At 37.9% G+C, this 23,763-nt stretch carries 21 protein-coding genes; 1 reads left to right on the forward strand and 20 read right to left on the reverse strand.

Annotated elements, in window-relative coordinates; translation table 11 throughout:
- Positions 1-65: 65 nt before the first annotated feature.
- From NC797_RS14965 to NC797_RS14975, 3 genes are all read right to left on the reverse strand, one after another.
- The gene (locus tag NC797_RS14965; protein WP_272437620.1) at positions 66-854 is read right to left on the reverse strand and encodes a GNAT family N-acetyltransferase; all 789 of its coding nucleotides are present in this window, start codon (positions 852-854) and stop codon (positions 66-68) included.
- Between the two features lie 115 nt (positions 855-969).
- A complete protein-coding gene (locus NC797_RS14970) occupies positions 970-2,085 on the reverse strand; it encodes an NAD(P)/FAD-dependent oxidoreductase (RefSeq protein WP_272437621.1) in 1,116 nt (371 codons plus the stop codon).
- 385 nt (positions 2,086-2,470) lie between these two features.
- Positions 2,471-3,481 (reverse strand): LysM peptidoglycan-binding domain-containing protein, encoded by a 1,011-nt coding sequence (locus NC797_RS14975; protein ID WP_272437622.1) that lies wholly within the window; start codon positions 3,479-3,481, stop codon positions 2,471-2,473.
- Between the two features lie 229 nt (positions 3,482-3,710).
- Between NC797_RS14975 and NC797_RS14980 the strand changes: the two genes are divergently transcribed.
- Positions 3,711-4,091 carry an SET domain-containing protein gene (locus tag NC797_RS14980; RefSeq protein ID WP_272437623.1) on the forward strand — a complete coding sequence of 127 codons (381 nt, stop codon included), beginning with the start codon at positions 3,711-3,713 and terminating at the stop codon, positions 4,089-4,091.
- A gap of 112 nt (positions 4,092-4,203) precedes the next feature.
- On the opposite strand, the gene coaA is transcribed toward NC797_RS14980, so the two are convergent.
- The 17 genes from coaA to NC797_RS15065 all read right to left on the reverse strand — a co-directional run.
- Positions 4,204-5,148 (reverse strand): type I pantothenate kinase, encoded by a 945-nt coding sequence (gene coaA / locus NC797_RS14985; protein ID WP_272437624.1) that lies wholly within the window; start codon positions 5,146-5,148, stop codon positions 4,204-4,206.
- A gap of 459 nt (positions 5,149-5,607) precedes the next feature.
- On the reverse strand, positions 5,608-7,449 hold the full coding sequence (locus NC797_RS14990) for a M6 family metalloprotease domain-containing protein (protein WP_272437625.1): 1,842 nt from the start codon (positions 7,447-7,449) through the stop codon (positions 5,608-5,610).
- A gap of 327 nt (positions 7,450-7,776) precedes the next feature.
- Entirely contained in the window at positions 7,777-8,001 is a 225-nt protein-coding gene (gene hfq / locus NC797_RS14995; RefSeq protein ID WP_272437626.1) for an RNA chaperone Hfq, read from the reverse strand.
- 37 nt (positions 8,002-8,038) lie between these two features.
- The gene (miaA, locus tag NC797_RS15000; RefSeq protein ID WP_272437627.1) at positions 8,039-8,974 is read right to left on the reverse strand and encodes a tRNA (adenosine(37)-N6)-dimethylallyltransferase MiaA; all 936 of its coding nucleotides are present in this window, start codon (positions 8,972-8,974) and stop codon (positions 8,039-8,041) included.
- 137 nt (positions 8,975-9,111) lie between these two features.
- Positions 9,112-9,564 (reverse strand): Dps family protein, encoded by a 453-nt coding sequence (locus NC797_RS15005; RefSeq protein WP_334313201.1) that lies wholly within the window; start codon positions 9,562-9,564, stop codon positions 9,112-9,114.
- Between the two features lie 300 nt (positions 9,565-9,864).
- A complete protein-coding gene (locus NC797_RS15010; protein ID WP_272437629.1) occupies positions 9,865-10,182 on the reverse strand; it encodes a hypothetical protein in 318 nt (105 codons plus the stop codon).
- A gap of 140 nt (positions 10,183-10,322) precedes the next feature.
- Positions 10,323-12,161 carry a DNA mismatch repair endonuclease MutL gene (gene mutL / locus NC797_RS15015; RefSeq protein WP_272437630.1) on the reverse strand — a complete coding sequence of 613 codons (1,839 nt, stop codon included), beginning with the start codon at positions 12,159-12,161 and terminating at the stop codon, positions 10,323-10,325.
- 14 nt (positions 12,162-12,175) lie between these two features.
- The gene (gene mutS / locus NC797_RS15020) at positions 12,176-14,761 is read right to left on the reverse strand and encodes a DNA mismatch repair protein MutS (protein WP_272437631.1); all 2,586 of its coding nucleotides are present in this window, start codon (positions 14,759-14,761) and stop codon (positions 12,176-12,178) included.
- Between the two features lie 205 nt (positions 14,762-14,966).
- Positions 14,967-15,530 (reverse strand): outer spore coat protein CotE, encoded by a 564-nt coding sequence (gene cotE, locus NC797_RS15025; protein ID WP_272437632.1) that lies wholly within the window; start codon positions 15,528-15,530, stop codon positions 14,967-14,969.
- A 208-nt stretch (positions 15,531-15,738) separates the two neighbouring features.
- On the reverse strand, positions 15,739-16,167 hold the full coding sequence (locus NC797_RS15030) for a YlbF/YmcA family competence regulator (RefSeq protein ID WP_272437633.1): 429 nt from the start codon (positions 16,165-16,167) through the stop codon (positions 15,739-15,741).
- 1 nt (position 16,168) lies between these two features.
- Positions 16,169-17,749, reverse strand: coding sequence for a tRNA (N6-isopentenyl adenosine(37)-C2)-methylthiotransferase MiaB (gene miaB, locus NC797_RS15035; protein ID WP_272437634.1), 1,581 nt, complete (start codon positions 17,747-17,749; stop codon positions 16,169-16,171).
- Positions 17,750-17,980: 231 nt separating this feature from the next.
- Positions 17,981-19,156, reverse strand: coding sequence for a glycine C-acetyltransferase (locus tag NC797_RS15040; protein WP_272437635.1), 1,176 nt, complete (start codon positions 19,154-19,156; stop codon positions 17,981-17,983).
- Positions 19,157-19,185: 29 nt separating this feature from the next.
- The gene (gene tdh / locus NC797_RS15045; RefSeq protein WP_272437636.1) at positions 19,186-20,226 is read right to left on the reverse strand and encodes an L-threonine 3-dehydrogenase; all 1,041 of its coding nucleotides are present in this window, start codon (positions 20,224-20,226) and stop codon (positions 19,186-19,188) included.
- Positions 20,227-21,151: 925 nt separating this feature from the next.
- Positions 21,152-22,075 (reverse strand): dipeptidase, encoded by a 924-nt coding sequence (locus NC797_RS15050; RefSeq protein ID WP_272437637.1) that lies wholly within the window; start codon positions 22,073-22,075, stop codon positions 21,152-21,154.
- Positions 22,076-22,179: 104 nt separating this feature from the next.
- Positions 22,180-22,440: a stage V sporulation protein S gene (locus NC797_RS15055; RefSeq protein ID WP_272437638.1), complete on the reverse strand. Its 261-nt coding sequence runs from the start codon at positions 22,438-22,440 to the stop codon at positions 22,180-22,182.
- A 106-nt stretch (positions 22,441-22,546) separates the two neighbouring features.
- Entirely contained in the window at positions 22,547-23,344 is a 798-nt protein-coding gene (locus NC797_RS15060) for a TIGR00282 family metallophosphoesterase (protein WP_272437639.1), read from the reverse strand.
- A gap of 229 nt (positions 23,345-23,573) precedes the next feature.
- Positions 23,574-23,763 (reverse strand): hypothetical protein (locus tag NC797_RS15065; protein ID WP_272437640.1); only part of this gene is annotated, 190 nt, incomplete at its 5' end.

A 23,763-nucleotide genomic window follows, 5' to 3' on the forward strand; every position in this document is an offset into this window, starting at 1 on the left:
TTTTTCTTCTTTTCATTTTAATTTTATCAAATGTAAAAAAACACACCAATCGAAAGTAGACAGATCTAAAAAACGTGCATTACCCATTTACCGATGTCGACAAAACCAAGTCTCTTATAAATATTACCCGCTTTTGGATTATCATAAAATAGGCAGAGATCTTTCCCCTCTTTTAACAGTTCTCCACACAAATGGGTCATACAAGCACTCGCATAGCCTTTTTTCTCATATTCAGAATGGGTACAAACGCCAACAACCATCGCTGACATACTATTTTCAGCTGTTGTCATAGCAGTTGATATTATTTTTTCACCGTCCTCAACATAATACGTGCGTGAAATACCTTCTTCCATATTTTTTTTCAAACTCTCTTCTTGTCCATCTCTTGTCTCAAATTCTGGAATCTGTTTTTGCAGTTCAATGATTCGAGGAATATCATGGATTCCCGCCTGTTTTATATTTATATCTGGAATTTGTAAATCCTGCATTTTTTCACATTTAGCGTAATAAAATTCCCTCGTCTTCCTCGGCTTTTGGGATAGGTGGACAACTACTTTATTCACAATAGATGATATGCCAGATAAGAATTTATGTGTACGACTATCTTTAGCAATAATTTCTCCAATCCCACTTGCATTAAAATCCCCAGGGGAATAAATGATGTAATTTTCCCGATACCTTAGCAGGACTGCTTTTAGATCCCCGGCCTCATCAAAATCGCCCCACAAATCCTGAAAGTCTTCGTCAAATCCAAATGCTTCAATATCGCCGATGATAAACAAATTTTCAGCTGGTTTTTCTTTCACAAACGCCAAACATTGCTCTCGATCCGTTTCCGTAAGTACCCGTATCATCTGACAACCCCTCTTTTAAATATAAATTGTATCCATAATACCAAAATTATCCGAAAACACAAGATAATCTACAATAGTTTAAATATTCTAAATTGCATTTGGAAAGGGGTAATTGTTAGCTAAAAGCACTTGATACGTCGTAGTCATTTAAATCAAGTTCAGTAGGATGACCAAGCGCTAATTTAGCGAGCTCTGAACCTAAGTAGGGGCCACTTGTTAAACCTGAGGCACCAAGGCCATTTGCAACGAATAAACCATCTGTGTTGGGTACTGGACCAATCACAGGCAGATGATTTGGTGTGAATGGTCTAAAGCCAACTTTTGTTTCTACATACGTACTAGAGGCTAAACCAGGTGCCACTCTTAATGCTTTATCCATGATTTCATGAATTCCGCCCATTGTTACTCGATAATCCATGCCTACATTATTCTCGTGGGTAGCACCTAAAACGATCTTCCCATTATTAAACGCTAGCATATATTGATTGAAAGGTGGGATTACAACAGGCCAGAAACTAGTGTCCGTGTTAGGCATGTTAAGGTGAACTATTTGTGCTTTTTGTGAAGTTACTAAAAAGTTCATTCCGAGTGGCTCTAATAACTCTTTAGACCAAGCCCCTCCAGTCACAATCACTTGATCAGCGTGGATTATTTTTTCATTAACGGTTACTCCCGTAATTTTCGCACCATTATAAACAAGTGATGCGTCTCCATGAATAAAAGTTGCCCCATTTTTTTCAGCACAACGTATAAGTGCGTTACGTAACGCTCCTCCGTTAACACGAGCAGCACCACTAACATGTACAGCACCATATTCCTCTGATAACGGTGGAAATAATGCTTTTGTCTCTACAGGAGATAATTTTGAAATTTCCCCCATCTCAGGTGTGCTTTCCTTACGTTTAAAAGCTAACTCCATTTTCTTGTCTAATTTCTCTTCCGTGTCAAAAATGTTCATTGCTCCAACTCTAGCATAACCCGTTTCTGTTTCCCCACCCGCTTCTAATTCCTGAATAAGCGTAGGATAATACTTTGCTCCTCCAACAGCTAAACGATACCAAGCTTTGTTACGACGTTTCGTAAGCCATGGGCATACAATACCTGCCGCAGCATTTGTTGCTTGCCCAACATCATTCCGATCCACCAACGTTACATCTACACCTTGCTTAGCCAAATGATATGCGGTAGATGCACCGAGAATACCAGCCCCTATTACGATATATGTTTGCATGTGAACACCTTTCCCCATTTAATCTAACGTGTCTAAAATTTTAACATAGAAATAGACCTTTTTTGAATGAATGTTGAGGATCACCAGACTCCACGATGGAGGAAATTAGGTTTAAACTGGGGCAGAATCAAGATAATGGCCACTCTTTTCGCGTTATGAGAACCCATGACTAGGCGAAAATCACGTTAACACGCTCTCATTCGCGCTATGAGAACCCACAGACAGGCGAATATCACGTTAATGCGCTCTCTTTCGTGCCAAAGTGACCATTCTGAGGCAGGCTGGCAAGAAAAAGACCCTTCATAAGAGCTATGAAGGATCAAACTAGGTCGTATCTGCACCTCACAAGAGAACCAGTTGCATGGGGCCTGAGTTTTTTTTTACATTAATGCATCGTTGCTAAAATTTCTTGCATTTTTCGTGACACGAGCGGATAAAAATTATTTTTTGCACTTGTTGTAGAATTCCCTTCGAAAAATCCCGTGCCTGGACAAGTTTTAACAGCATGTCCTTCACTGTTATCTAATACCCTTTCTCCTGAGTTCATATCCCACCAATGGTGGTATGTGATACTGTCAACGGATGGAGTTAATCCGAATTTCAGCATAAGTAAGGCTGTAACACTAATAATCGTTTCCCTTTGTTCTGAAGTCATTTGATTGTTACCTTTGTCAAAGTTCCCTACATTTTCAATTGCTAATGCATCAGCTTCGATGGCCTCCATTGCGGATTTATTCTGTAGTCCAAATGAACCTTCAGGGGGTGTGTTAAATGGTCTACCAACTGCTACTTTCCCATCTGGAAATGTTGTTAATTGTTGGCTTATATTACTCCATCCCATTTCATTCACATGATAATCCTCCATACCCTTCAACAAGGAAAAATGATTGGATCCATTGAATTGTTGATAAGACGGTTGGTACGTATGGTGTTGTTGAATTTTACCAATTTCCCTAGTGAAACGATGGTTAAATAGCCAGTCCTTAAATTCCTCCCTCGTCATAAGAACGTACTGTCCTTGCATGTCCAGTGTTTTAGGAGGAATCTTTAATTTTTGCCCAATATTAATTAAATTAGATGAAAGTCCATTTGCTGATTTTATTGCTTGGACGGAAGAATTAAAGGATAAAGAAAGCTTCCATAGTGTATCACCAGAAACTACTTCATACGTGATTGGAACCCTCAATTTCTGCCCAACTAGTATTAAATCGGATTGCAATCCATTTATTGCTTTTAAATCTTTTACAGAAGTACTATACTGATTTGCAATTTTCCATAAATAATCTCCAGATTTCACCTCATAAATATTTCTGGGGTTATTAGCTGCATGAGCAGAAGATACATTCATTGCCATCATTAAAATCACACTAAAAACCAGTACAAATTTTTTTCTCATATTTATGTCCTTTCATTGGTGTCACAAAAATTTTGTTCTCAGTAAGACACCATTTCTATGTTTATAGTTTTAAAACAGCTATAAAATTATTCTAATTACTTGTTGTTAATTTTTGTATAAGTAATCTTTAAAGCTAAACCAAGCCAAGTGCAACTAGTTGCTATCCTTCATAATAACTGTCAAAATTAAAAGGTATGATTAAATAAAATACGATTAGGTGATGAGTATCATGATTGAGGTAAAAACTTCTCCACTAAGCGATGGAGAATTTAATAGAGGCGTATTTGCGACTCGTGCAATAAAAAAGGGGGAGCTTATCCATGAGGCACCAGTCATTCCCTATCCTAATAGGGAGCACATATTAATAGAGCAAACCATATTAGAAGATTACGTGTTCGAATACGGTAAAAATCATACAGCTGTCGTCTTAGGATATGGCATGCTGTTTAATCATTCATACAAGCCAAACTGCACGTATGATATCAATTTTCCGAATCACACGTTTGACTTCTATGCTTACTCAGATATAAAAGCGGGAGAGGAACTACTCATTAACTATAATGGAGATGTTGATAACAATGATCCACTATGGTTTAATATGGAAAATTGATTCTGGTGATGATCCGTTGAGGATACTGTTTATGATAGGCTGACTACGAAAACACAACGTTTTTTAAACATTTGCTTTTCGTAGTCAGGAAATGGCAGAAACTTAGCATTTTTTAAATCTTTCTTAGCTTAATATTAGAAACAGAATGGTTTTTCCCCTTTCTAACAATAATATCCGCACGATTTTTGGTTGGCTTAATATTCAGGTCAAGATTTTTTTTGTTAATATTGTTCCAAATATCCGTTGCCACCTTTTCCGCTTCAACAACTGAAAGGTCAGCAAACCTTTTAAAATAGGACTCCCTTTTTGTAAACGCTGTATCCTTCAGCAATTTAAATCGGTCTACATACCATTGTTGTATATCCTTTTCATCTGCATCAACAAAAATGGATAAATCGAAGAAATCAGATACATACACACTAGGAAGCGTTTTGTCCTCGTTTTTCGGTGTCTGGAGAACGTTGATCCCTTCAATAATAACAATATCCGGTTGAACAACCTCTTGATATGTATTTGGAATAATATCATAATACAGATGTGAATAAACAGGTGCTTTTACCTTTGTATCTCCAGACTTGAGATTTGTCAAAAAGGTAATTAACTCCTTTATGTTATAACTTTCTGGAAATCCTTTTTTTTCCATCAATCCATTTTTATTTAAAACGTCATTTGGGTATAAGAAGCCGTCTGTCGTAACAAGTTCTACTTTAGGATGATCTGGTGATCTCATAAGTAAGGATTGCAGTATTCTTGAAGTTGTGCTTTTTCCAACTGCCACACTTCCCGCTACCCCAATTACATACGGAACTTTTCTCGTTTTTTCTCCAAAGAATTCATCCGTAACAGTATGTAGTTGTTGCGAAGCCTTTATATATAGATTTAACAAGCGGGTAAGAGGTAAATAGATGTCCTCAACCTCTTTCATTGAAAGTTTTTCGTTCATTCCTTGTAATTCCTGGATTTCAGATTGTGTTAAAGTCAATGGTGTGTTAAAGCGTAATTTCGCCCACGCTTCTCGCGAAAACGTAATATACGGCGAGTATTTTGTGGAAATCATCGTAAGCTATCCCCTTTTAATAAACTGCTATTGCTACATTTTAGTGCGTGTTCAAAATGTCGCCGAATTAGAAGCAAGCAGGTCGAGGCGGCGTAGTTTTGAGGAGCGCAGTGTAGACATAACCTACATGAGCACCGGAAAAACAAGCCAACGAAGAGATGCGCAGCTTATCATTTGGTGACTTTTTGAACAACCTCTTTTAGTATGGTTTTTTTCATTATAAACGATTATACATTCTTACCATAGACATTTGTATTCCATCTAGGTCAAAAGTTATAATAGGCACGATATTTTTGAGTATCTTTTGTTTTCGATTTGTATCAAAAATAGTATAGTTCACGGGCATAGCTAAGTGAAACATCGTTTTCTCCAAGAGCATTTGAAATTTTTACACACGAAAGGCTATACCAAAAACATTGATATAGCCTTTCGTTAAACTTCTATCATTTGTTGTTTATGTTACTTTACTTTCGCTTCATTAGTGGAATAGTAAAAGTTTGCTGTGATAGAGCCATCATCATTTTCTACAATGTCTGTAACATGGATTCCAGAGTCAGCTGGAGTGGCACTATTACCTTTCCAAAAGTAGTATGAACCGGTATGCACATTGCTTGAATTAGGAGTAAGGCTGTCTCCAGTTTTAAAGAAGTCTCCTGCATCTCCGCGGTTTACATACTTTTCAAGATCATAGTTTCCATCAGCTTGAAGAACAGACAAACCATAGTGAGTCACTTCTGTTCCATCACTTGCAGTTTGGGATTGGTTATACTGAAAACGCTTATTCATCCAGTTTTCAACATTATTTGGTCTAAACCCTGCAGTTTGATATAGATTTATAATATTTTCATCAACATGCCATGCAACCAATCCATTGGAATCTTCACCTTGACGGATGAGACCTTCATTGAAACCGCTTTGCTGAATGTTTTCAAATAAGAAATACTCCGTACCGTTTGATCCTGGTACTTCCATTTTCACGATTCCATTCGTAGCATCTGCTTTATCAATTGATGGTAATGTAATTTCTTGAATTCCACTTTCTGGGGTTACATTTATCGGCTCTGCCCAATCTAAAAATATTTTTGAAAATGGGTCAAAGTTGGTTGGCGAATTTCCTGAATATGCACTAGCGTCAGGGTAACGCATCCAAGATCCACCTGCCATCATAGAGTAATTACCAACACCTTCAGAAGTATAGGCAGTATCGTAAAAGTCAGGTAAGCCTAAAGCATGCCCGAATTCGTGCGCATATACACCAGCTTGAGCTGGATATGGCCCTGTTTTTAATTCTTCGTCATAGCCACCTGTTTCTAAATTATAACCAGAAACATTGCCACCAATTTCAGGCTGTATATTGTAATTGTTAACAATTACACCATCATACGTCATGTCTTCTTTTATTGTGTTATTTTCCCAATCATTATAATCTACTCCTTCATATTCTGGAGCAGGTTTACCTGTCTCGTAATATTTACCATAGTATAAAGCGCTTAACAAGTTCCATTTATGAGACCAAATTTGTGCAGGGTCTCTACTAAACTCCGCACCTGTACCTTCATGAATTATAAATACGTTGGGAACTTCACCATCTTCTGCATATTTACTAAAGTCTACTTGGTCATCTGCTGCTTCTAATGCATCACGAACGAGTTCACCAATTCGAGCATAACCATTTTCGTTACCATATTTATAAGAGTCGCCATCTGCATATGTGCCATCTTGATCTAAATAGTATGAGGCACCCTTTGGTAACTCCACCCATTTATAATCCGTGTTTTCTTTATTTACTAGATTAATTCTTCCATTACTAGATTCTTTGTAAGCGTTTTGCATCGTTTTGTTCGTTGGTGCTTTTACACCATTAAATTCTGCATATTGCTTAAATTGATCTAACTCATAAGGATTGTATTCGTTACCAAAAATTAAATCCTCAAAATATTTTGCAGGAACTTGGCCTTCTGGATCACCTACTGGCTCATCATCGCCTTTAAATTTGGCAAGAATCACAAGCATTGGTACGTCACCTTTTGCTTTTTGATAGGTTACACGATTATCTCCAGCTTGTTGAAATTTTGAACCACTATTCCATTTTTCTGCAGGATCAACCCGAGATAAATCTACACCTAAGTCTTTTGCCTTTTCTACTAATTCTGGTGTACCCACAACAGGATTTGCTAAACTTAGGCCAAAATCTTTTTGAGCATTTTCATCCGCAAAATTTACTCTTGAAGCGCCGCTTGTAAATACGAGACTTCCGATCAATGTTACAGATAATGCTACAGTTGACAGTTTTTTAATCAATTAGAATCCCCCCTCTATTTTTGCTATAAGACAATAGCTTATTTAAATTTTACAATATTTGAAAAATTAAATAAATCGGTATAAAGTCTGATCGTTTCGGCATTTTTCTATCTTTCAACCGTCATTCTAGTTCATTCATACTATCTTTAAGAGTCGTTTCGACAAATTTAGGGGATGACACCCCTTTGATCGCATGACTCTACTATCTACAAACAGACAAAAAAATCGAGCATAAAATCTATGCGATTTTACACTCGATCGTCTGTTATCTGTAATACTTGCCACTTTGATCCGTACAACTTAGTTGCATACACTCGTTTTGTCTTATTACTCTTTGTCTAATTGCACGTTTTTAACGGGAGCAAATGTAGATATAGCATGCTTAAAGATCAACTGCTGCTTTCCGTCTGTTTCGAATAAAACGGTGAAATTATCGAAAGCTTTAACAGTACCTTTTAACTGAAAGCCATTTAACAAAAAGACAGTTAATTGAATTCTTTCTTTGCGAAGCTGGTTCAAATATTGATCCTGAATATTTACTGTTTGAGACATGAAATTTCCTCCTCTTTTCTATCTATCCATATAATTTCTATTTTTTTTCAAGCTTTCCTGCAAGATCGTTTAAAATTTTTTGAAATTTTTCCTCTCTATTTTCCTCGTTTATCGCATACCAATCTACATCCATTTTATTTTTAAACCATGTTAGCTGGCGCTTCGCATATCTTCTTGAATTGCGTTTTAGAATTTCGACTGTATACGGAAGCGATTGCTCTTCTTCAAAATAAGGAATAAACTCCTTATACCCAATTGCCTTCATTGACTGTGCATCCTTTAGTCCTTGATCATATAACTCCCTTACCTCCTCTAACAGTCCCGCTTTCATCATCAAATCAACACGGTTGTTGATCCGTTCGTACAAACGTGCTCTGTCCATTTCTAACCCAATAGAAATCACGTCATATAACGATTCCTGTTGTTGGTTTGTGAGATACTGCGACATTGTCATGCCCGTTGTTTCATATATCTCTAATGCCCTAATTAATCTACGCGTATTATTGGGGTGGATTTTCTTTGCTTGCTCTGGATCAACTTGCTTGAGTTTTTCATAAAAACCCATAGCTCCACGTTCGTTTATTTTCTGCTCCAACTGTTTTTGGTAGGCGTCATCTCTTTTTTTGTCAGCAAAACGATAATTCGTTAATGCTGCTTGTATGTAGAGTCCAGTTCCGCCAGCAATTATGGGCAAGTGATTTCTTTCCGTTATTTCAGAAATATGCTGACGAACAAGTGACTGAAAATCAGCTACTGAAAACGAATCACTAGGATTTTTACAATCAATCAGATGATGTGGAATACCTTGCATTTCTTCCTCTGTCACCTTTGCAGTACCGATATCCATCCCTTTGTATATTTGCATGGAGTCCCCGCTAATGATCTCCCCATTAAACTGCTTTGCAATTTTAACACTAAGCTCCGTTTTGCCTACGGCTGTAGGGCCAACTACGGTAATGACCTGTGGTTTCATAAACCTAACTCCTAAATTAAATCGGTTACTCTTATTGTTTTTTTATTATACACGTTATTTCATTTTTCGCAACGGGGAGCACTTTTCATAAAAAACTGCTCTACCTTTTTAAGCGAGCAGTAAAAAATTATTACTTTTTATTCATATGCGATATAGGCCTGCAACATCCATACGTGCTTTTCAAATCGTCCTTGAAATTCATTTAGTAGATCGGCTGTAGGTTGATCATTATGTTCTTCTGTCAACGGTACCCCTGTTTCCTTAATTTCATGTATAATGGATTGATAGTCCTTCATAAGCTGTCCAATGATCTCATTTTCTTTATCATCGGCTTGCGCTTCATGGATGGTTGCCTCTTTTATATACATGTGCATTGTTGCAAGTGGCTTCCCACCGATTGCTAAAATTCTTTCGGCAATTACATCGAGATCTGTGGCTGCTTCTTTATACAACTGCTCAAACACCTCATGCAATTTAAAAAAATGGCGCCCTTGAACGAACCAGTGATACCGATGGAGTTTCACATAAAGAACTGCAAAATTTGAGAGTTCTTGATTTAAAAAATTAATTAACCTTTGATTTTCCTGCAAACGATATCCTTCCCTTCCTGATAACATCCCCTACTAGTGCGTGTTCAAAATGTCGACAAATTAGAAGCAAGCAGGTCGAGGCGGCGTAGTTTTGAGGAGCGCAGTGTAGACATAACCTACATGAGCACAAGGATTGCTTCCCCGAATATACATCGCACGAAGGAAAAGCGAGTTTCTTTTCCAGGACCGGAAAAACAAGCCAACGAAGAGATGCGCAGCTTATCATTTGGTGACTTTTGAACATCCCCTACTATTCTAAGTGGATTACACTATTTTTATACAACTTAAGGAGCTTCCCTATCACTTGTGCTGTTCCGAATGTTCACGTTCAAGTAAATAAGTTGCAGATTTCGTCTCACCATGCAAATCACAATACCAAACAACTGTTTTAATTTTTTGATCAACATCACACTGACGCGTTTTCCGAATAAAATTGTCAAAAATTTTATAGTCATGGGTGCGTACATTCTTTTTCGTATAATCAACGTTCGATACTTCCCAATTGTGCGGTGTTTTTGCGATTAGCATGTCCGACTTAATCGATTCTCCATAGGAAATACTTGGAATAAGAATAGTAAACAAAATGGAACACAAAACAACGGATAACCATCTTTTCACATTGATCGACTCCTTGGAAAAAACTTGTACCAATAGCTTGATCTAAAAAATAGAAAATTATGCTACTTTCATGTAAATTTATGTGCGCGCATGTAAAAAAGCGCCTAGTCTTTGTTATCAGAACTTAGGCGCTACCTATTCTACATCACTCGTTTAAACATTTTCTCCATTTCATATCCTGAAAAGTGTACAATAATTGGTCTGCCATGTGGGCATGTAAACGGATCTGTGGATTTTCTTAAATCCTCCAGTAGACGAAACATGTCATCAGAGTTCAGAAAATGATTCGCTTTAATGGATCGTTTACAGGACATTAATATGGCCGCTTCTTCTCGGATTTTTTGAATGCTTACCTTGCCTTCTTCCATTACTTGATCAACGATTTCTCGGATGGTTTCTTCCTCGAAGCCTTTAGGAAACCATTGCGGATGGGACCGAATAATAAAGGTTTGTTCGCCAAAGGATTCAAAAAATAACCCTACTTTTTTCAATTCCTCTTGATACTGCTCAATCATAAGTGCTTCTTGCTTAGAGAAATCAAAGGTTAGTGGTATTAATAATTCTTGAACCTCGTTTGTTACTTCTCCTAATTTATCACGAAAAAATTCATATTTGATTCGCTCTTGAGCCGCGTGCTGGTCAATGATATATAAGCCTTTTTCATTTTGAGCTAATATATACGTACCATGATGTTGGCCAATTGGATACAAAACTGGAATCCTTTCATGATAAACATTGTTTTCTTGGTTCGTCTCTATATCAACTGTTTTTTTCTCAATAAAACTCCCCGTGTCCTCTTGTACGCTTTCAAGGGCTTTTTGTTGCGCCTCGTAAAACGGATCCGGAACCGTTTCATCTGGTACAGGATCAAAAAGTGATGTGGAAGATAAATCCTCTTTGGCGTCTGCGCGTTTTTCTTCGCGATCATCAAAATGAAGTGTATGCTGTACACTGCTTTCTTGTGATTTTTTTGGCATCTGTGCTTCTGGTATAAGGGATCGCTGGCGAAATGCATCCTTTATTGTTGTTTCAACTGCTTCATATAATTCCTTTTCTTTACTAAAGCGAACCTCTAGTTTCGCTGGGTGGACATTCACATCTAACAAAATTGGATCCATTTCGATGGATAATATAACGAGTGGCTGCCTCCCGATCGGAAGTAGTGTATGATAACCGTTCGTGATAGCTTTATTGAGTGGAATACTACGGACAAACCTTCCATTAATGATCGTGGAAATATAATTCCGAGAAGCTCTTGTTATTTCTGGCTTTGCAATATAGCCTTTTATGTTGAAATCTAATGTTTCATGGGATACAGCTATCATTTTTTTCGCAACACTCATACCGTAAACTTGCGCAATTATTTGCAGTAAATCGCCCCGACCCGAAGATTGAAACAGCATTTTTCCATTATGCGTTATTTCAAATCGAATATTCGGGTGTGAGAGTGCCATCCGATTTAAAACGTCCGTAATATGCCCAAGCTCTGTATGAATCGTTTTCATGTATTTCAGTCGTGCTGGGGTATTATAAAATAAATCTTGAACAGTAATTTCAGTCCCCTGTCTTGCATCGCTTCTTTCTTTCTGAACGAGTTTTCCACCTTCCAATTCAATAGTAGATCCAGCTTTTTCACCAGTAGATGTTTTTATTTTTAACCGACTTACCGCGGCAATACTAGCTAAAGCTTCTCCTCGGAATCCTAATGTTCGGACATGAAACAAATCGGTTTCGTTTTGTATTTTACTCGTAGCATGTCGTAGGAAGGCGCGCTCACAATCCTCTTCTGACATTCCTTCTCCATTATCTGTAATTTTAATCGTATCAAGACCCGCTTCTGCTACTTCTACCTTTATCCAAGTACTATTTGCATCAATACTATTCTCCACCAATTCTTTTACGACAGAAGCTGGGCGCTCGACCACTTCACCTGCTGCAATTTTATTTGCTAATGCATCTGGCATTTGATAAATCTTCATAGCTACACCCTCCCTTAGTCCTGTTTCGCTTTTTTCTGTAAGCGATACAATACATTCATTGCCTCAAGTGGTGTCATTTCCATTATGTTCAAGCTCTGCAAATCACGTAGTAGTTCCGTGTCAAGCTTTTTGAAATCCTTTTTCTGTTTCTTTTCAGATGACTCTCCAACGAAAAAGGATAGCTGTTGTTGATCATCTGTGACCTTGCCTTTAGCCGGTGTATCTTTTTGTTCAAAATCAGCTAAAATGTCTGTTGCACGTTCAATGAGTTGTTGTGGTAGTTTCGCTAATTTTGCAACGTGAATGCCATAGCTTTCATCTGCTGCACCATCATGAATTTGATGTAAAAATACAACATTTCCATTGTATTCCTCTGCCCGAACATGGACATTTCTAAGCCTGTCCAACGTATTATCTAGCGTCGTAAGTTCGTGATAGTGGGTTGAAAATAAAGTTTTTGCTCGAACGTTATCATGAATATACTCCATAATGGCTTGTGCTAATGCCATACCGTCATAAGTGCTCGTACCCCTACCTATTTCATCTAAGAGGATTAAGCTGTTTTCGGTTGCATTTGTTATGGCATGTTTTGCTTCAAGCATTTCAACCATGAATGTACTTTGTCCAGAAACAAGGTCATCGGCTGCCCCAATTCTCGTGAAAATCTGGTCAAATACCGGTATATCTGCCTTGTCACATGGAACATAACATCCAATTTGAGCCATGATTGCAGTTAAGGCTAGCTGTCTCATATACGTACTTTTCCCAGACATGTTTGGGCCAGTAATTAATAACATATCCGTTTTATCATCAAAATGCACATCGTTTGGGACAAATTCTACCTGTTGCATTACTTTTTCTATAACAGGATGTCGACCTTTTTCAATTCGAATCTTTCTACCTTCATTTAAAGCTGGTCGATGATAGTCGTTCACTTCACTAACTGTTGCAAAGCCTTGTAATACATCTAAATGACTAATTTGATCGGCAAGATACTGGAGCTTTGGAATGTAAGCTTTCACTTTTTCTCGTAGTTGAATAAAAAGTTCGTATTCGAGCTCCACACTTTTTTCTTCTGCTTCTAGGATTAATGCTTCCTTCTCCTTTAGTTCAGGAGTCACATATCGTTCAGCGTTTGTTAATGTCTGTTTTCTTTCGTATTTTCCTTCTGGTAAAAGATGAAGATTTGCCCGTGTTATTTCAATATAGTAGCCAAACACACGGTTATAACCAATTTTTAATGATTTAATTCCTGTTTCTTGTTTTTCCCGCTGTTCTAATTCGGCAATCCACTTTTTCCCGTTCTTTGACGCATCTCGATAATCATCTAACCTACCATCAAAGCCATCCTTTATGAGCCCACCTTCTTTAATCGAAACAGGTGGATCATTCATTAAGCTTTGTTCTAACAAGTCATATAAATCTGTTAATGGATCAATGGTTGGACTGAGTGCTTGTACCTTTTCACTAGCAAATGTTGAAAGTAAATTCTTTATGTCTGGTATTTTACTTAAGGAATGTTTTAACTGTATGAAATCTCGACCATTTACATTTCCATAGGACACTCGTCCAGAAAGGCGCTCTAAGTCATAAACAGACTTCAGCATTTCTCTAAGTGACTCGCGCTCGAAAAATTGTTGCAACAATCCTTCAACCAAATCATACCGATCCTCGATTTGCACTTTTTTCAATAGAGGACGTTCCAACCATTTTTTTAACATTCGAGCTCCCATGGCTGTAACCGTTTGATCCAGTACCCATAGTAGTGATCCATGTTTTCCTTTTCTCATGATCGTCTCTGTCAGCTCTAAGTTCCGTTTTGAAAACATATCCAAGGTCATGTATTCGTTCAAATCTATGATTTGAGCAGGCTTTAAGTGATGTAAAGATCGCTTCTGTGTTAGACGAATATAATTAATCAATCTAGCAAACGCTTGTATCATTTTCTCTTGATGTAAATCTTGGGTCAACTGTTCATCTTCTTTTTGTATTGTTACATTGTCGTGTGTGGAAAAAGTGATCTGTAAGCGCTGCTGCAGCTCATTTTGATACTGCTCAGGTAGTTTTGAATCAACAACCATCTCCTTGACCGAACGATTAAACAACTCACTGATTACAGCATCCAATCCCCCTGAAAGCTGTGTAACATGGTTTTCCCCAGTAGAAAGATCATTATAGGCAACGACAAACGTGCCATCATCAAAGGCGGAAAGGCTGGCCAAATAATTATTTTCTTTATCTGTCAGCATATTCCCTTCCATTACGGTGCCAGGAGTAATCAACTGAACGACCTCTCGTTTCACAACGCCCTTCGCTGATTTAGGGTCTTCCACCTGCTCACAAATTGCTACTTTATATCCTTTTCCAATTAAATTTTTTATGTAATTTTCAGCAGAATGATAAGGGATGCCACACATCGGAATGCGCTCTTCACTTCCACCATCCCTACTTGTAAGCGTAATCTCTAACTCTCTTGATGCAACAATCGCATCATCAAAAAACATTTCATAGAAATCGCCTAAACGAAAAAACAAAAAAGCATCCTTATGTTGTGCTTTTATCTTCAAATATTGCTGTATCATTGGTGTATAGGTCGTCATCCATATTCCTCCAACACGTAAAAATATCTATCATCATTATAGCATAGATGATAGATTCATTTAGTAGATAGAGGACCATTTTTAGTTTATATCTTATATTAAATCCTTAATTCAACGATTATTGACCATTTCTATAGAAATCTCATCCATTCGTAATTCATCAAAAAGAAGAAAAAAACGAGAGACTATGCTCTCGTTTTTTTTCTTATTCTTCCTCGTCACTTGCGAGAAAGTCTGGATCAATGGAATCGAACTCATCATCAGAAAGTTCAAAATCCCAATCGTCATCATCGGCAACATAGCCATCTGGATCTACTTTCACACAGACCTTCGTTTCCCCAATGACCTCTACTAGAAATTCTCTTTCAACTTCCACAACGATTTTGTGTCCTTGATTAGCAATTTTGCATTCTAGGCAATTTGGCTGCTGGATTACCTTTGCGTATACTTCTACTTCATCGTTGATTGTTTGTTCATCCTTAACAGACAATTTTACATGATCACAGTAGTTAACACGTTCTGTTACAACTTCTGTTTTCGTATTGTCGTTAAAGGAATACCAAATGTTAATGTCATAGCTTCCAGATACTTCAACCACATCGTTCCCTTTTTTCTTTGCGTTATAGATATGGTTAATTACCCAGCAGCCCAAGATGCTTGAGGGTCTATGTGATGGGGTTACGGTATTCGTATCCTGAACAAACCTCCGCCCTTTTCCTATGACAGCTTTCGTAATAATTTCCCGATATTCTTGATCAAGAAATGACATAAGAACTAAAACCTCCTCTTTTTTTCATAGTCATTTTATGCATGGTAATCACCTAAAGTGCATACCTTTTCTGATGAATATGACATTCTGATATGACATTAAAGGTTCTAGTTCATCGTATGCAGCTGCCTAAGAAAATGTACATATGAATGCGGAGATTGAAAAAGGAGTAACCTATGGATAGGCTACCCCCTTTTTATAAAGGTTGTTAAAAAGCACAATTGTTACTATTTTTTACTTTTGATCCAGTTTCGCCTGATAAAAGGTCTCCGTCAGTGGATCGGATCACTTCGTTCGTTACTTCTCTTGAGATTGTACTTGACACAAGCTGGAGAACATCGTTAATTACCATCTGTGAATCTTTAAACTCCTGCACAATTGGAATCTCATCTATTTCTGTTTCTAATCTGTTAATTTCCGCTTCCACTTTTTTCAATGCTTCATTTTTTTCATATGCCTGGAAATTGACTGCTTGCTTTTGAAGAGCTTTAATTCGATTAATTAGATCCTGTACTTTTTTATTTTCGTTTAATTTTGCTTCTAGTTGCTTAAAACGATCTATTTCCTCTGTGCTTGCCATCATTTTTGCGAGCTTTTCTGCTTCTTCAATTACTTGTTTACGTGTATATTCTGCCATATTATTTCACCTCTACAGCCTTCTCAACCATTTCCCCGTCAAGTGACCAGGTTTTGGCTTCGATAATTTTTACTTCAACGATTTCTCCAATTACTGATTTTGGTCCAGCAAAGTTGACTAATTTATTTCGTTCCGTATATCCAGCTAAAATGTCAGGATTTTTTTTGCTTTCGCCTTCAACAAGTACTTTAACGGTCTGCCCTTTATATTCTTGCATTGCTTCAGCGGACTGTTTGTTGACCAATTTGTTTAGACGTTGCAGACGCTCTTTTTTCTTCTCCATTGGAATATTGTCTTCCCATCTTGCCGCAGGTGTGCCTTCACGCGGAGAGTAAATGAACGTATAAGCACTTTCAAAGCCAACCTCTTCCATAAGAGAAAGTGTTTCCTCAAATTGCTCATCTGTTTCATTTGGAAATCCAACAATAATATCCGTCGTTAAAGTTGCGTTTGGCATTGCTGTTCTTATTTTTTTAACGAGCTTAAGATATTCTTCTCTTGTATATCTACGCGCCATCACACGGAGTACCTCTGAGCTTCCAGATTGGACTGGCAAATGAATGTGATCAAGCAAATTTCCGCCCTTTGCTAATACTTCAATTAGCCTATCATCGAAATCTCTCGGGTGAGAAGTAGTAAAACGGACTCTCGGTATATCTATTTTACGGATTTCGTCCATTAGATCACCAAGTCCGTATTGCATATCCTTCAAATCTTTTCCATATGCATTTACATTTTGTCCAAGTAATGTTACTTCTTTATACCCCTGTGCAGCTAAATGCCGAACTTCTTGAATGATGTCCTGTGGAAGTCGGCTTCGTTCTTTACCACGTGTATATGGTACGATACAATACGTACAGAATTTATCACATCCGTACATAATATTGACCCATGCCTTCGTACTACCCTTTCGTACTTTAGGAAGGTTTTCAATAATGTCTCCTTCCTTTGACCAAACTTCCACAACCATTTCTTTCCCAAACATCGCTTCTTTTAATAGTTGTGGTAACCGGTGAATGTTGTGAGTACCAAAAATCATATCGATGAATGGATGCTTTTTCAAAATACGATTCACAACCGACTCTTCTTGTGACATACATCCACAAACGCCCAGAATAACACCTGGGTTTTCTGTTTTTAATGGTTTTAAGTGTCCTATTTCACCAAATACTTTGTTTTCAGCATTTTCTCGGATTGCACATGTATTAAGCAAAATAATATCTGCTTCTTTTGTATCATCGGTAGACTCGTACCCCATATCCGTTAATAGCCCGGCCATCACTTCTGTATCATGCTCGTTCATTTGACAGCCGTACGTACGAATGAGAAACTTTTTACCCTTCCCGACATTTTCCATATCTTCTGGTACAGAGTAATCATAGTGGATTTGCACTTCTTCTCTTCTACGTTTTTTTGCTTTTTTTAAATTTGGTGGTTCGTATGTGGTCTGAAAGTATTTGTTGATCAAGTCATCGGATCCCATTTGTTTCAAGCGATTAAGGTTGCCGTTCCCACTGGATTTTTTGTCCGAGGAAGAGACTTCCTTTATTTGACTCATCTCTTTACGTTGTTGTTCGTTCATCCATGTTACTCCTTTCATTTTCATTTATTTACGATCGTGGTTATCTATATAAAATTTAAAGCATTTACTTTTAGACAGCCTAAGTCATGCCCCTAGTTTTACATTATAGCAAGGATAGACATTAAAAATAAAGGAAAACTTCTTTCGGTTGACTCCTACCATCTTATAGAGGATTGCCTAACAGAAGAAAAGGTAAAACCAAAATGACCGGTTTCACCTTTTCGCAATAAATTAAATAATATTTAACTCCTTACCAGCTCTTTCCATTGCGTTAAGTGCTTCTGCTAACTCTTCTTTCGTATGCTCGGCTGTTACAATCGTACGAATTCTGGCTTTCCCTTTTGGAACAGTTGGAAAAACAATCCCCTGGGCGAATACACCATAATCAAACAATAGATCGGAGAATTGGAGAGTTTTTGCATCGTCGCCAATGAGAATCGGTGTAATTGGTGTTTCACTGATCCCAGTGTCAAAGCCCATTTTTGTTAGTCCATCTTTAAAGAATTTCGTATTTTCCCAAAGCGTTTCAATTAGGGAAGGTTCTTCTAACAACACATCAACGGCTGCCTCACATGCCGCTGTTACTGCAGGTGGGTGGGATGTACTAAATAGAAATGGACGCCCCTTATGAATGAGATAATCTTTCAGTGTTTGTGTACTGGCGACATACCCACCTAGAACACCAACCGCTTTACTTAATGTACCTACCTGAATATGGACTCTACCATCCAAACCAAAGTGGTTGACCGTACCTCTTCCGTTGTTGCCAAGAACACCACTAGCATGTGCATCGTCTACCATGATAAGTGCGTCGTATTTTTCTGAAAGCATTACAATGTCTGGAAGCGGTGCGATATTTCCGTCCATGGAAAACACGCCATCTGTTACGACAATACGTTTCCGATAATTTTGCGTTTCTTTTAATGCTTGTTCGAGGGATTCCATGTTCACATGCTTGTAAACCTTTCGGGCAGCCTTTGTTAAGCGAATCCCATCAATAATAGAAGCATGGTTTAATTCATCTGAAATAACAACGTCTTGATCCGTGAGTATCGAGGACAATACCCCTTGATTCGTAGTGAAGCCAGATTGAAATACAAGTGCCGCTTCTGTATGCTTGAATTTCGCGAGTTTCTGTTCAAATTCCTCATGCATTTTTAAAGTTCCAGCGATCGTTCTTACTGATCCAGTCCCTACACCAAATTCCTTTATTGCCTGCTCTGCTGCTAATTTCAGTTTCGGATGTGACGTTAACCCTAAATAATTATTGGATGAAAGCTGGATGACTTCCTTTCCCTTAATTTGCACCCGTGAGCCTTGGGCAGACTCTAACGGTATTAATTCTCGAAACGTACCTTCATCTTTCATTTGGTCGAGCTGTTCCTGTAAATAGTCAAAGCCTTTCATTTTATCAGCCTCCGTTTATATGGTTTTCATTAAGGATGTAAAACAACTTTTCCACATTTTCCTTGGTTCATCAAATCAAAGCCCTTTTCAAAATCTTCTAATGGAAAATGATGTGTGATTAATGGGGTAAGGTCAACTTGTTTCGAATGTAGAAGCCCAGAAACCTGCTGCCATGTCTCAAACATTTTTCGACCAGTTATTCCTTGCACTTCAATCCCTTTAAAAACAATATCATTTGTTATGTCTATTGTAACAGGCTTTGTTGGAAGACTTAAGATAGACATTCTACCGCCATTCGTGATCATTTTTAATCCTTGATCAATTGCAACTGGATGGCCGCTCATTTCACATACAACATCAACCCCGTGTCCATTTGTACATTTTTTTGCTTCCATAACAGGATCCGTTTCTGTCGAATCCACAACACGAGTCGCTCCCATTTGTTCAGCTAGCTTTAGACGATATGGGTTAATATCAAATGCTATAATTTGAGAAGCTCCCGCTGCCTTGGCAACTGCGACAGCCATTAATCCAATTGGACCACAACCGATAATCGCTACATTTTTACCGACAACATCACCATTTAATACTGTATGGACTGCATTGCCCATTGGCTCTTGAACAGAGGCAATATCTGTTGGCATTGTTTTCGGGTTTTTCCACAAATTTCCCTCTGGTAAGGCAACATACTCGGCAAAGCAACCATCGCGGTCAACCCCGATTATTTTTGTATTTTCACAGATATGAAATTTACCGACTAAACATTGCGGGCAATTCCCACATATAATATGGGTCTCTGCACTGACATAGTCCCCTACTTCTACCTTTGTTACTTTTTCTCCAAGTGATACGACTTCTCCTGCAAATTCATGGCCGAACACGTATGGCGGATTCACTCTACTTTGTGACCACTCATCCCAATTATATATGTGTACATCGGTACCGCAAATAGACGTTGCATGCACCTTTATGAGTACATCGTGGTCACCAACTGATGGTATTGGAACCTGCTTTATCTCGGCTCCTTTCCTCCGTTCACCTTTAACGATTGCTTTCATCATTCCATTCACAACGAACACCCCTGTCTTTATATAAAACGATTAAACTTAGTATATACATACATTTTACCATGAACAAAAATCTTTTCAATACCTATTGTCCACTACATAAACACAAATGACTACTGTGGGGGTTTTTTTATTTTTTTATAAAGTGCGTGTTCAAAAAGTTGCCGAATTAGAAGGTAGACTAATGTCGCCACGTCCTGTGCGTCGCAAGCAGGTCGAGGCGGCTTAGTTTTGAGGAGCGCAGTGTAACTCCCCAAGAAAATTAATGTGTTCCCATCCCAACGGGGAAAATGGTTAAGATTCATAAAAAAGTTGTGTCTTATACCGGGGATATAAATGATGTTGAAAGAACAAAGAAGAATAATAAAAAATGTGTACAAATATTGATTCCGTGGTATAATGAACATAGAAAGATTATAAGTGCATACAATAATAAAGACCGCCCATGCTGGTGCATGGACAGTCACAATAGACCGAACCCCATCAAGAGGGGCTAGGCAGCTTTTAGGAAAAATAACCCCTCAGCGCCCGCAAAAACGCTTATGAGGGGTTATTTTTTATGGCTATTATCAGAAACGATAAACGCTACTAACATCCCGAAGGATATCATAAGCGTAAGCGCACTAACAATGTCCATTGGCAAGCACCTCCCTCCCCGGGAAGTCTCCCACCGAAGACTACCGACGATCGACAGTGCTACCAGACCCCTCATGCGAAGCCAGTCTATTGTATTTTATTGTAACATATTTCAATCATTTATACTGTAATTACTGAGGCAATTTTTATTTAATACAAACTAGTCAAAAGTTTTACGAAAATAGCAAAAGCCATTTGATTCTTGGTAACATATTATATAAGGATAAGCCTTTAACCAAAGGGGTTCTTATTCCATTTAATGATTGTTGTTGGGATGTTCAACTGTAAATGTTCATTTCGTTCGTGGGAATTTTTCTATAAAATTTTGATAGCATAATTGGAGAAGAGTTTCTTCAGAGACCTCTTGCTTTAATTCTTGAATGAATGTTCCGTAATCTGTATGATCATATAACCTTTCTACGAATCTGCTAGTACCATCAAAATCGGATCCAAACCCTAGGCAGCCTTTAGCTCCGAGTTCTAGGAAATAGTGAAGGTGTCGTTTAACGTCTTCTACTGTGGCAGTGTTTTCTTCAGTTAAAAACATTGGAACAAATGTAATTCCGATCCATCCATCCCGTTCTATTAATGCCTTAATTTGCCTGTCATCAAGATTTCTGCGATGGGGTGTAATAGCAAAAGCATTTGAATGAGATGCTATAGGATACTTTGCCCGTTCCATTACATCAAAAAAACCTTTATAAGAAAGGTGGGAAACGTCTGTCCAAATTTGTTGCTCGTTTAACAGATCCACCACTTCTTCACCAAATGAGCTAAGACCTGCACCTCTTTTTTCACCCACACCATCACTTACAGCATTTGCTTGATTCCAAGTTAAACCAACGGCCCTAACCCCTAAGCGGACCAATGTTTTTAGTTTGTTGATGTCGTGTCCAATGGAATGACAGCCTTCTAATGTTAACATCGCACCTCTTTCATTATCTTTTAAGGATAACAGATCTTCTTTTGACAAGATGACCTTAATATCGCTATTCGGTTCTACAATCTGTTTATAAAAAATGTCAACCATTTCAAGTGCAGTCTGAAATTGCGAATCTTCCGGTACATCATCTGGAACAAAAATAGCAAAACATTGTATTTTGACCGGACTTATTTTCCACTTTTCGTTCGTCACTTGAAGGAGATCACTAGATTGAAAGGAACCTTTCTTTTCCCATAATTTAAGTAAAGCATCGCAATGTGCATCGATAATCATTTAAAATCCTCCTATGTCAGATAGTACATGTTTCATTGTCAGTAAATAACTTGATTACCCAAAAGAAAACCTGCTTGCCATAGCAAACAGGTGGAGCAATGTTGTTACCTCGGTTCTACAATTAATTTAATTGCTGTACGCTCTTCATTATCAATCATAATGTCTGTAAAAGCTGGAATACAAATTAAATCCACTCCACTAGGTGCTACAAATCCTCGTGCAATCGCTACCGCTTTTACGCCCTGGTTTAATGCACCAGCACCAATCGCCTGAATTTCCGCTGAGCCACGTTCTCTTAACACATTCGCAAGTGCTCCTGCTACCGAATTCGGATTTGATTTGGCTGAAACTTTTAATATGTCCATTCCTAGTACCTCCTTAGTTTACTAAAGTAGTTCCACTTTTACTATATTCTTAGAGATGAACGTTATTCCCTTTTATTATGACTTAATTTGTCTAAAAATTCAAACATTAACTGAAGAAAGGATGATCATCATTAATCAAGATTCGATCGACTTTTTTAGTCGTACCTAATTTATCATCGACTTCAACCAAAAAGGCACTTAGCTGGGATCTGCCATTTTTCTTAACTTCAAATCGAACGGGTAATTGGGTTAAAAAACGAGTGAGAACTGCTTCTTTTTCAACACCCAGAATTTCATCATATGGGCCTGTCATCCCAACATCTGTTATATACCCAGTCCCTTTCGGTAAAATCCTATCGTCCGCCGTTTGTACGTGTGTATGTGTTCCTACCACAACACTTGCCCGACCATCTACATACCAACCCATTGCTAATTTTTCACTTGTCGCTTCTGCATGAAAATCAATAAAAATAATATTTGTACGTTTTTTTGCTTCCTTAATTAAATCATCGACTTTTTTGAATGGATCATCTAATGGAGCCATAAAGGTCCTTCCCTGTAAATTGATCACAGCAATTTCAGTATTGTTTGACTTTAGATAAACAATTCCTCTACCAGGTGTATCCTCAGGGAAATTTGCCGGTCTAACCATTTTATCTGCATGATCAATAAACTCAAATATTTCTTTTTTATCCCACGTATGGTTGCCCATCGTTACAATTTGAGCTCCCCATTCCAAAAATTGTTTATAAATTTTCTCTGTAATTCCTTTTCCTGAAGCGGCATTTTCACCATTGATGATCGTCACATGGGGTTGGAGCTTTTTCTTTAACTTTGGTAGATATGTTTGCACCATGTCTCTTCCTAATGACCCAACTACATCCCCAATAAATAAAATTTTCATCGCACCTGCTACCTTTCTATCCTAATTCTTACTTCAGTTTTACACACAGGTTTCAACTTGTCAAAGTAGGACTTTTGTTACTACCTATAGAAAATTACATACTGCATAGCATATTTGGACAAATTGAACTACCCACCACTTACAAAAGAAAGTTCACTTTTGTTGAAGTGGGGGATTCTAATAAATAGACATACACGGTTTGTGTTGTGTATGACCGTATCCCGTTCAACTAGGATACGGTTTTTCCACTTTTCAGCTTGGACAAACTTTTTTGCTCTAAATCTGTGAGAGTACCTAAAGCAAAGATCTCGTTTGTGGTACGAAACTTGTCTAAGTCAAAAAGATCTGATTGGTAGAATGCATGTGCACGTGTCCCTTTCAGCAATTTCGTTACATACTTCCACTGCACCCAGTGATGC

The sequence above is a fragment of the Terrihalobacillus insolitus genome (assembly GCF_028416575.1).
GTDB classification, from domain to species: Bacteria; Bacillota; Bacilli; order Bacillales; family Amphibacillaceae; genus Terrihalobacillus; species Terrihalobacillus insolitus.

Coding starts and splice junctions, on each gene's coding strand:
- NC797_RS14980 (WP_272437623.1), top strand. CDS start 3,711: ATGATTGAGGTAAAAACTTCTCCACTAAGCGATGGAGAATTTAATAGA.
- NC797_RS15040 (WP_272437635.1), bottom strand. CDS start 19,156: ATGAAAGGCTTTGACTATTTACAGGAACAGCTCGACCAAATGAAAGAT.
- cotE (WP_272437632.1), bottom strand. CDS start 15,530: ATGTCATTTCTTGATCAAGAATATCGGGAAATTATTACGAAAGCTGTC.
- mutL (WP_272437630.1), bottom strand. CDS start 12,161: ATGAAGATTTATCAAATGCCAGATGCATTAGCAAATAAAATTGCAGCA.
- NC797_RS14965 (WP_272437620.1), bottom strand. CDS start 854: ATGATACGGGTACTTACGGAAACGGATCGAGAGCAATGTTTGGCGTTT.
- mutS (WP_272437631.1), bottom strand. CDS start 14,761: ATGACGACCTATACACCAATGATACAGCAATATTTGAAGATAAAAGCA.
- NC797_RS15060 (WP_272437639.1), bottom strand. CDS start 23,344: ATGAAAATTTTATTTATTGGGGATGTAGTTGGGTCATTAGGAAGAGAC.
- NC797_RS14970 (WP_272437621.1), bottom strand. CDS start 2,085: ATGCAAACATATATCGTAATAGGGGCTGGTATTCTCGGTGCATCTACC.
- NC797_RS15050 (WP_272437637.1), bottom strand. CDS start 22,075: ATGATTATCGATGCACATTGCGATGCTTTACTTAAATTATGGGAAAAG.
- NC797_RS15055 (WP_272437638.1), bottom strand. CDS start 22,440: ATGGACATATTAAAAGTTTCAGCCAAATCAAATCCGAATTCGGTAGCA.
- miaB (WP_272437634.1), bottom strand. CDS start 17,749: ATGAACGAACAACAACGTAAAGAGATGAGTCAAATAAAGGAAGTCTCT.
- NC797_RS15030 (WP_272437633.1), bottom strand. CDS start 16,167: ATGGCAGAATATACACGTAAACAAGTAATTGAAGAAGCAGAAAAGCTC.
- hfq (WP_272437626.1), bottom strand. CDS start 8,001: ATGTCTCAAACAGTAAATATTCAGGATCAATATTTGAACCAGCTTCGC.
- coaA (WP_272437624.1), bottom strand. CDS start 5,148: ATGATTTCCACAAAATACTCGCCGTATATTACGTTTTCGCGAGAAGCG.
- miaA (WP_272437627.1), bottom strand. CDS start 8,974: ATGAAACCACAGGTCATTACCGTAGTTGGCCCTACAGCCGTAGGCAAA.
- NC797_RS14975 (WP_272437622.1), bottom strand. CDS start 3,481: ATGAGAAAAAAATTTGTACTGGTTTTTAGTGTGATTTTAATGATGGCA.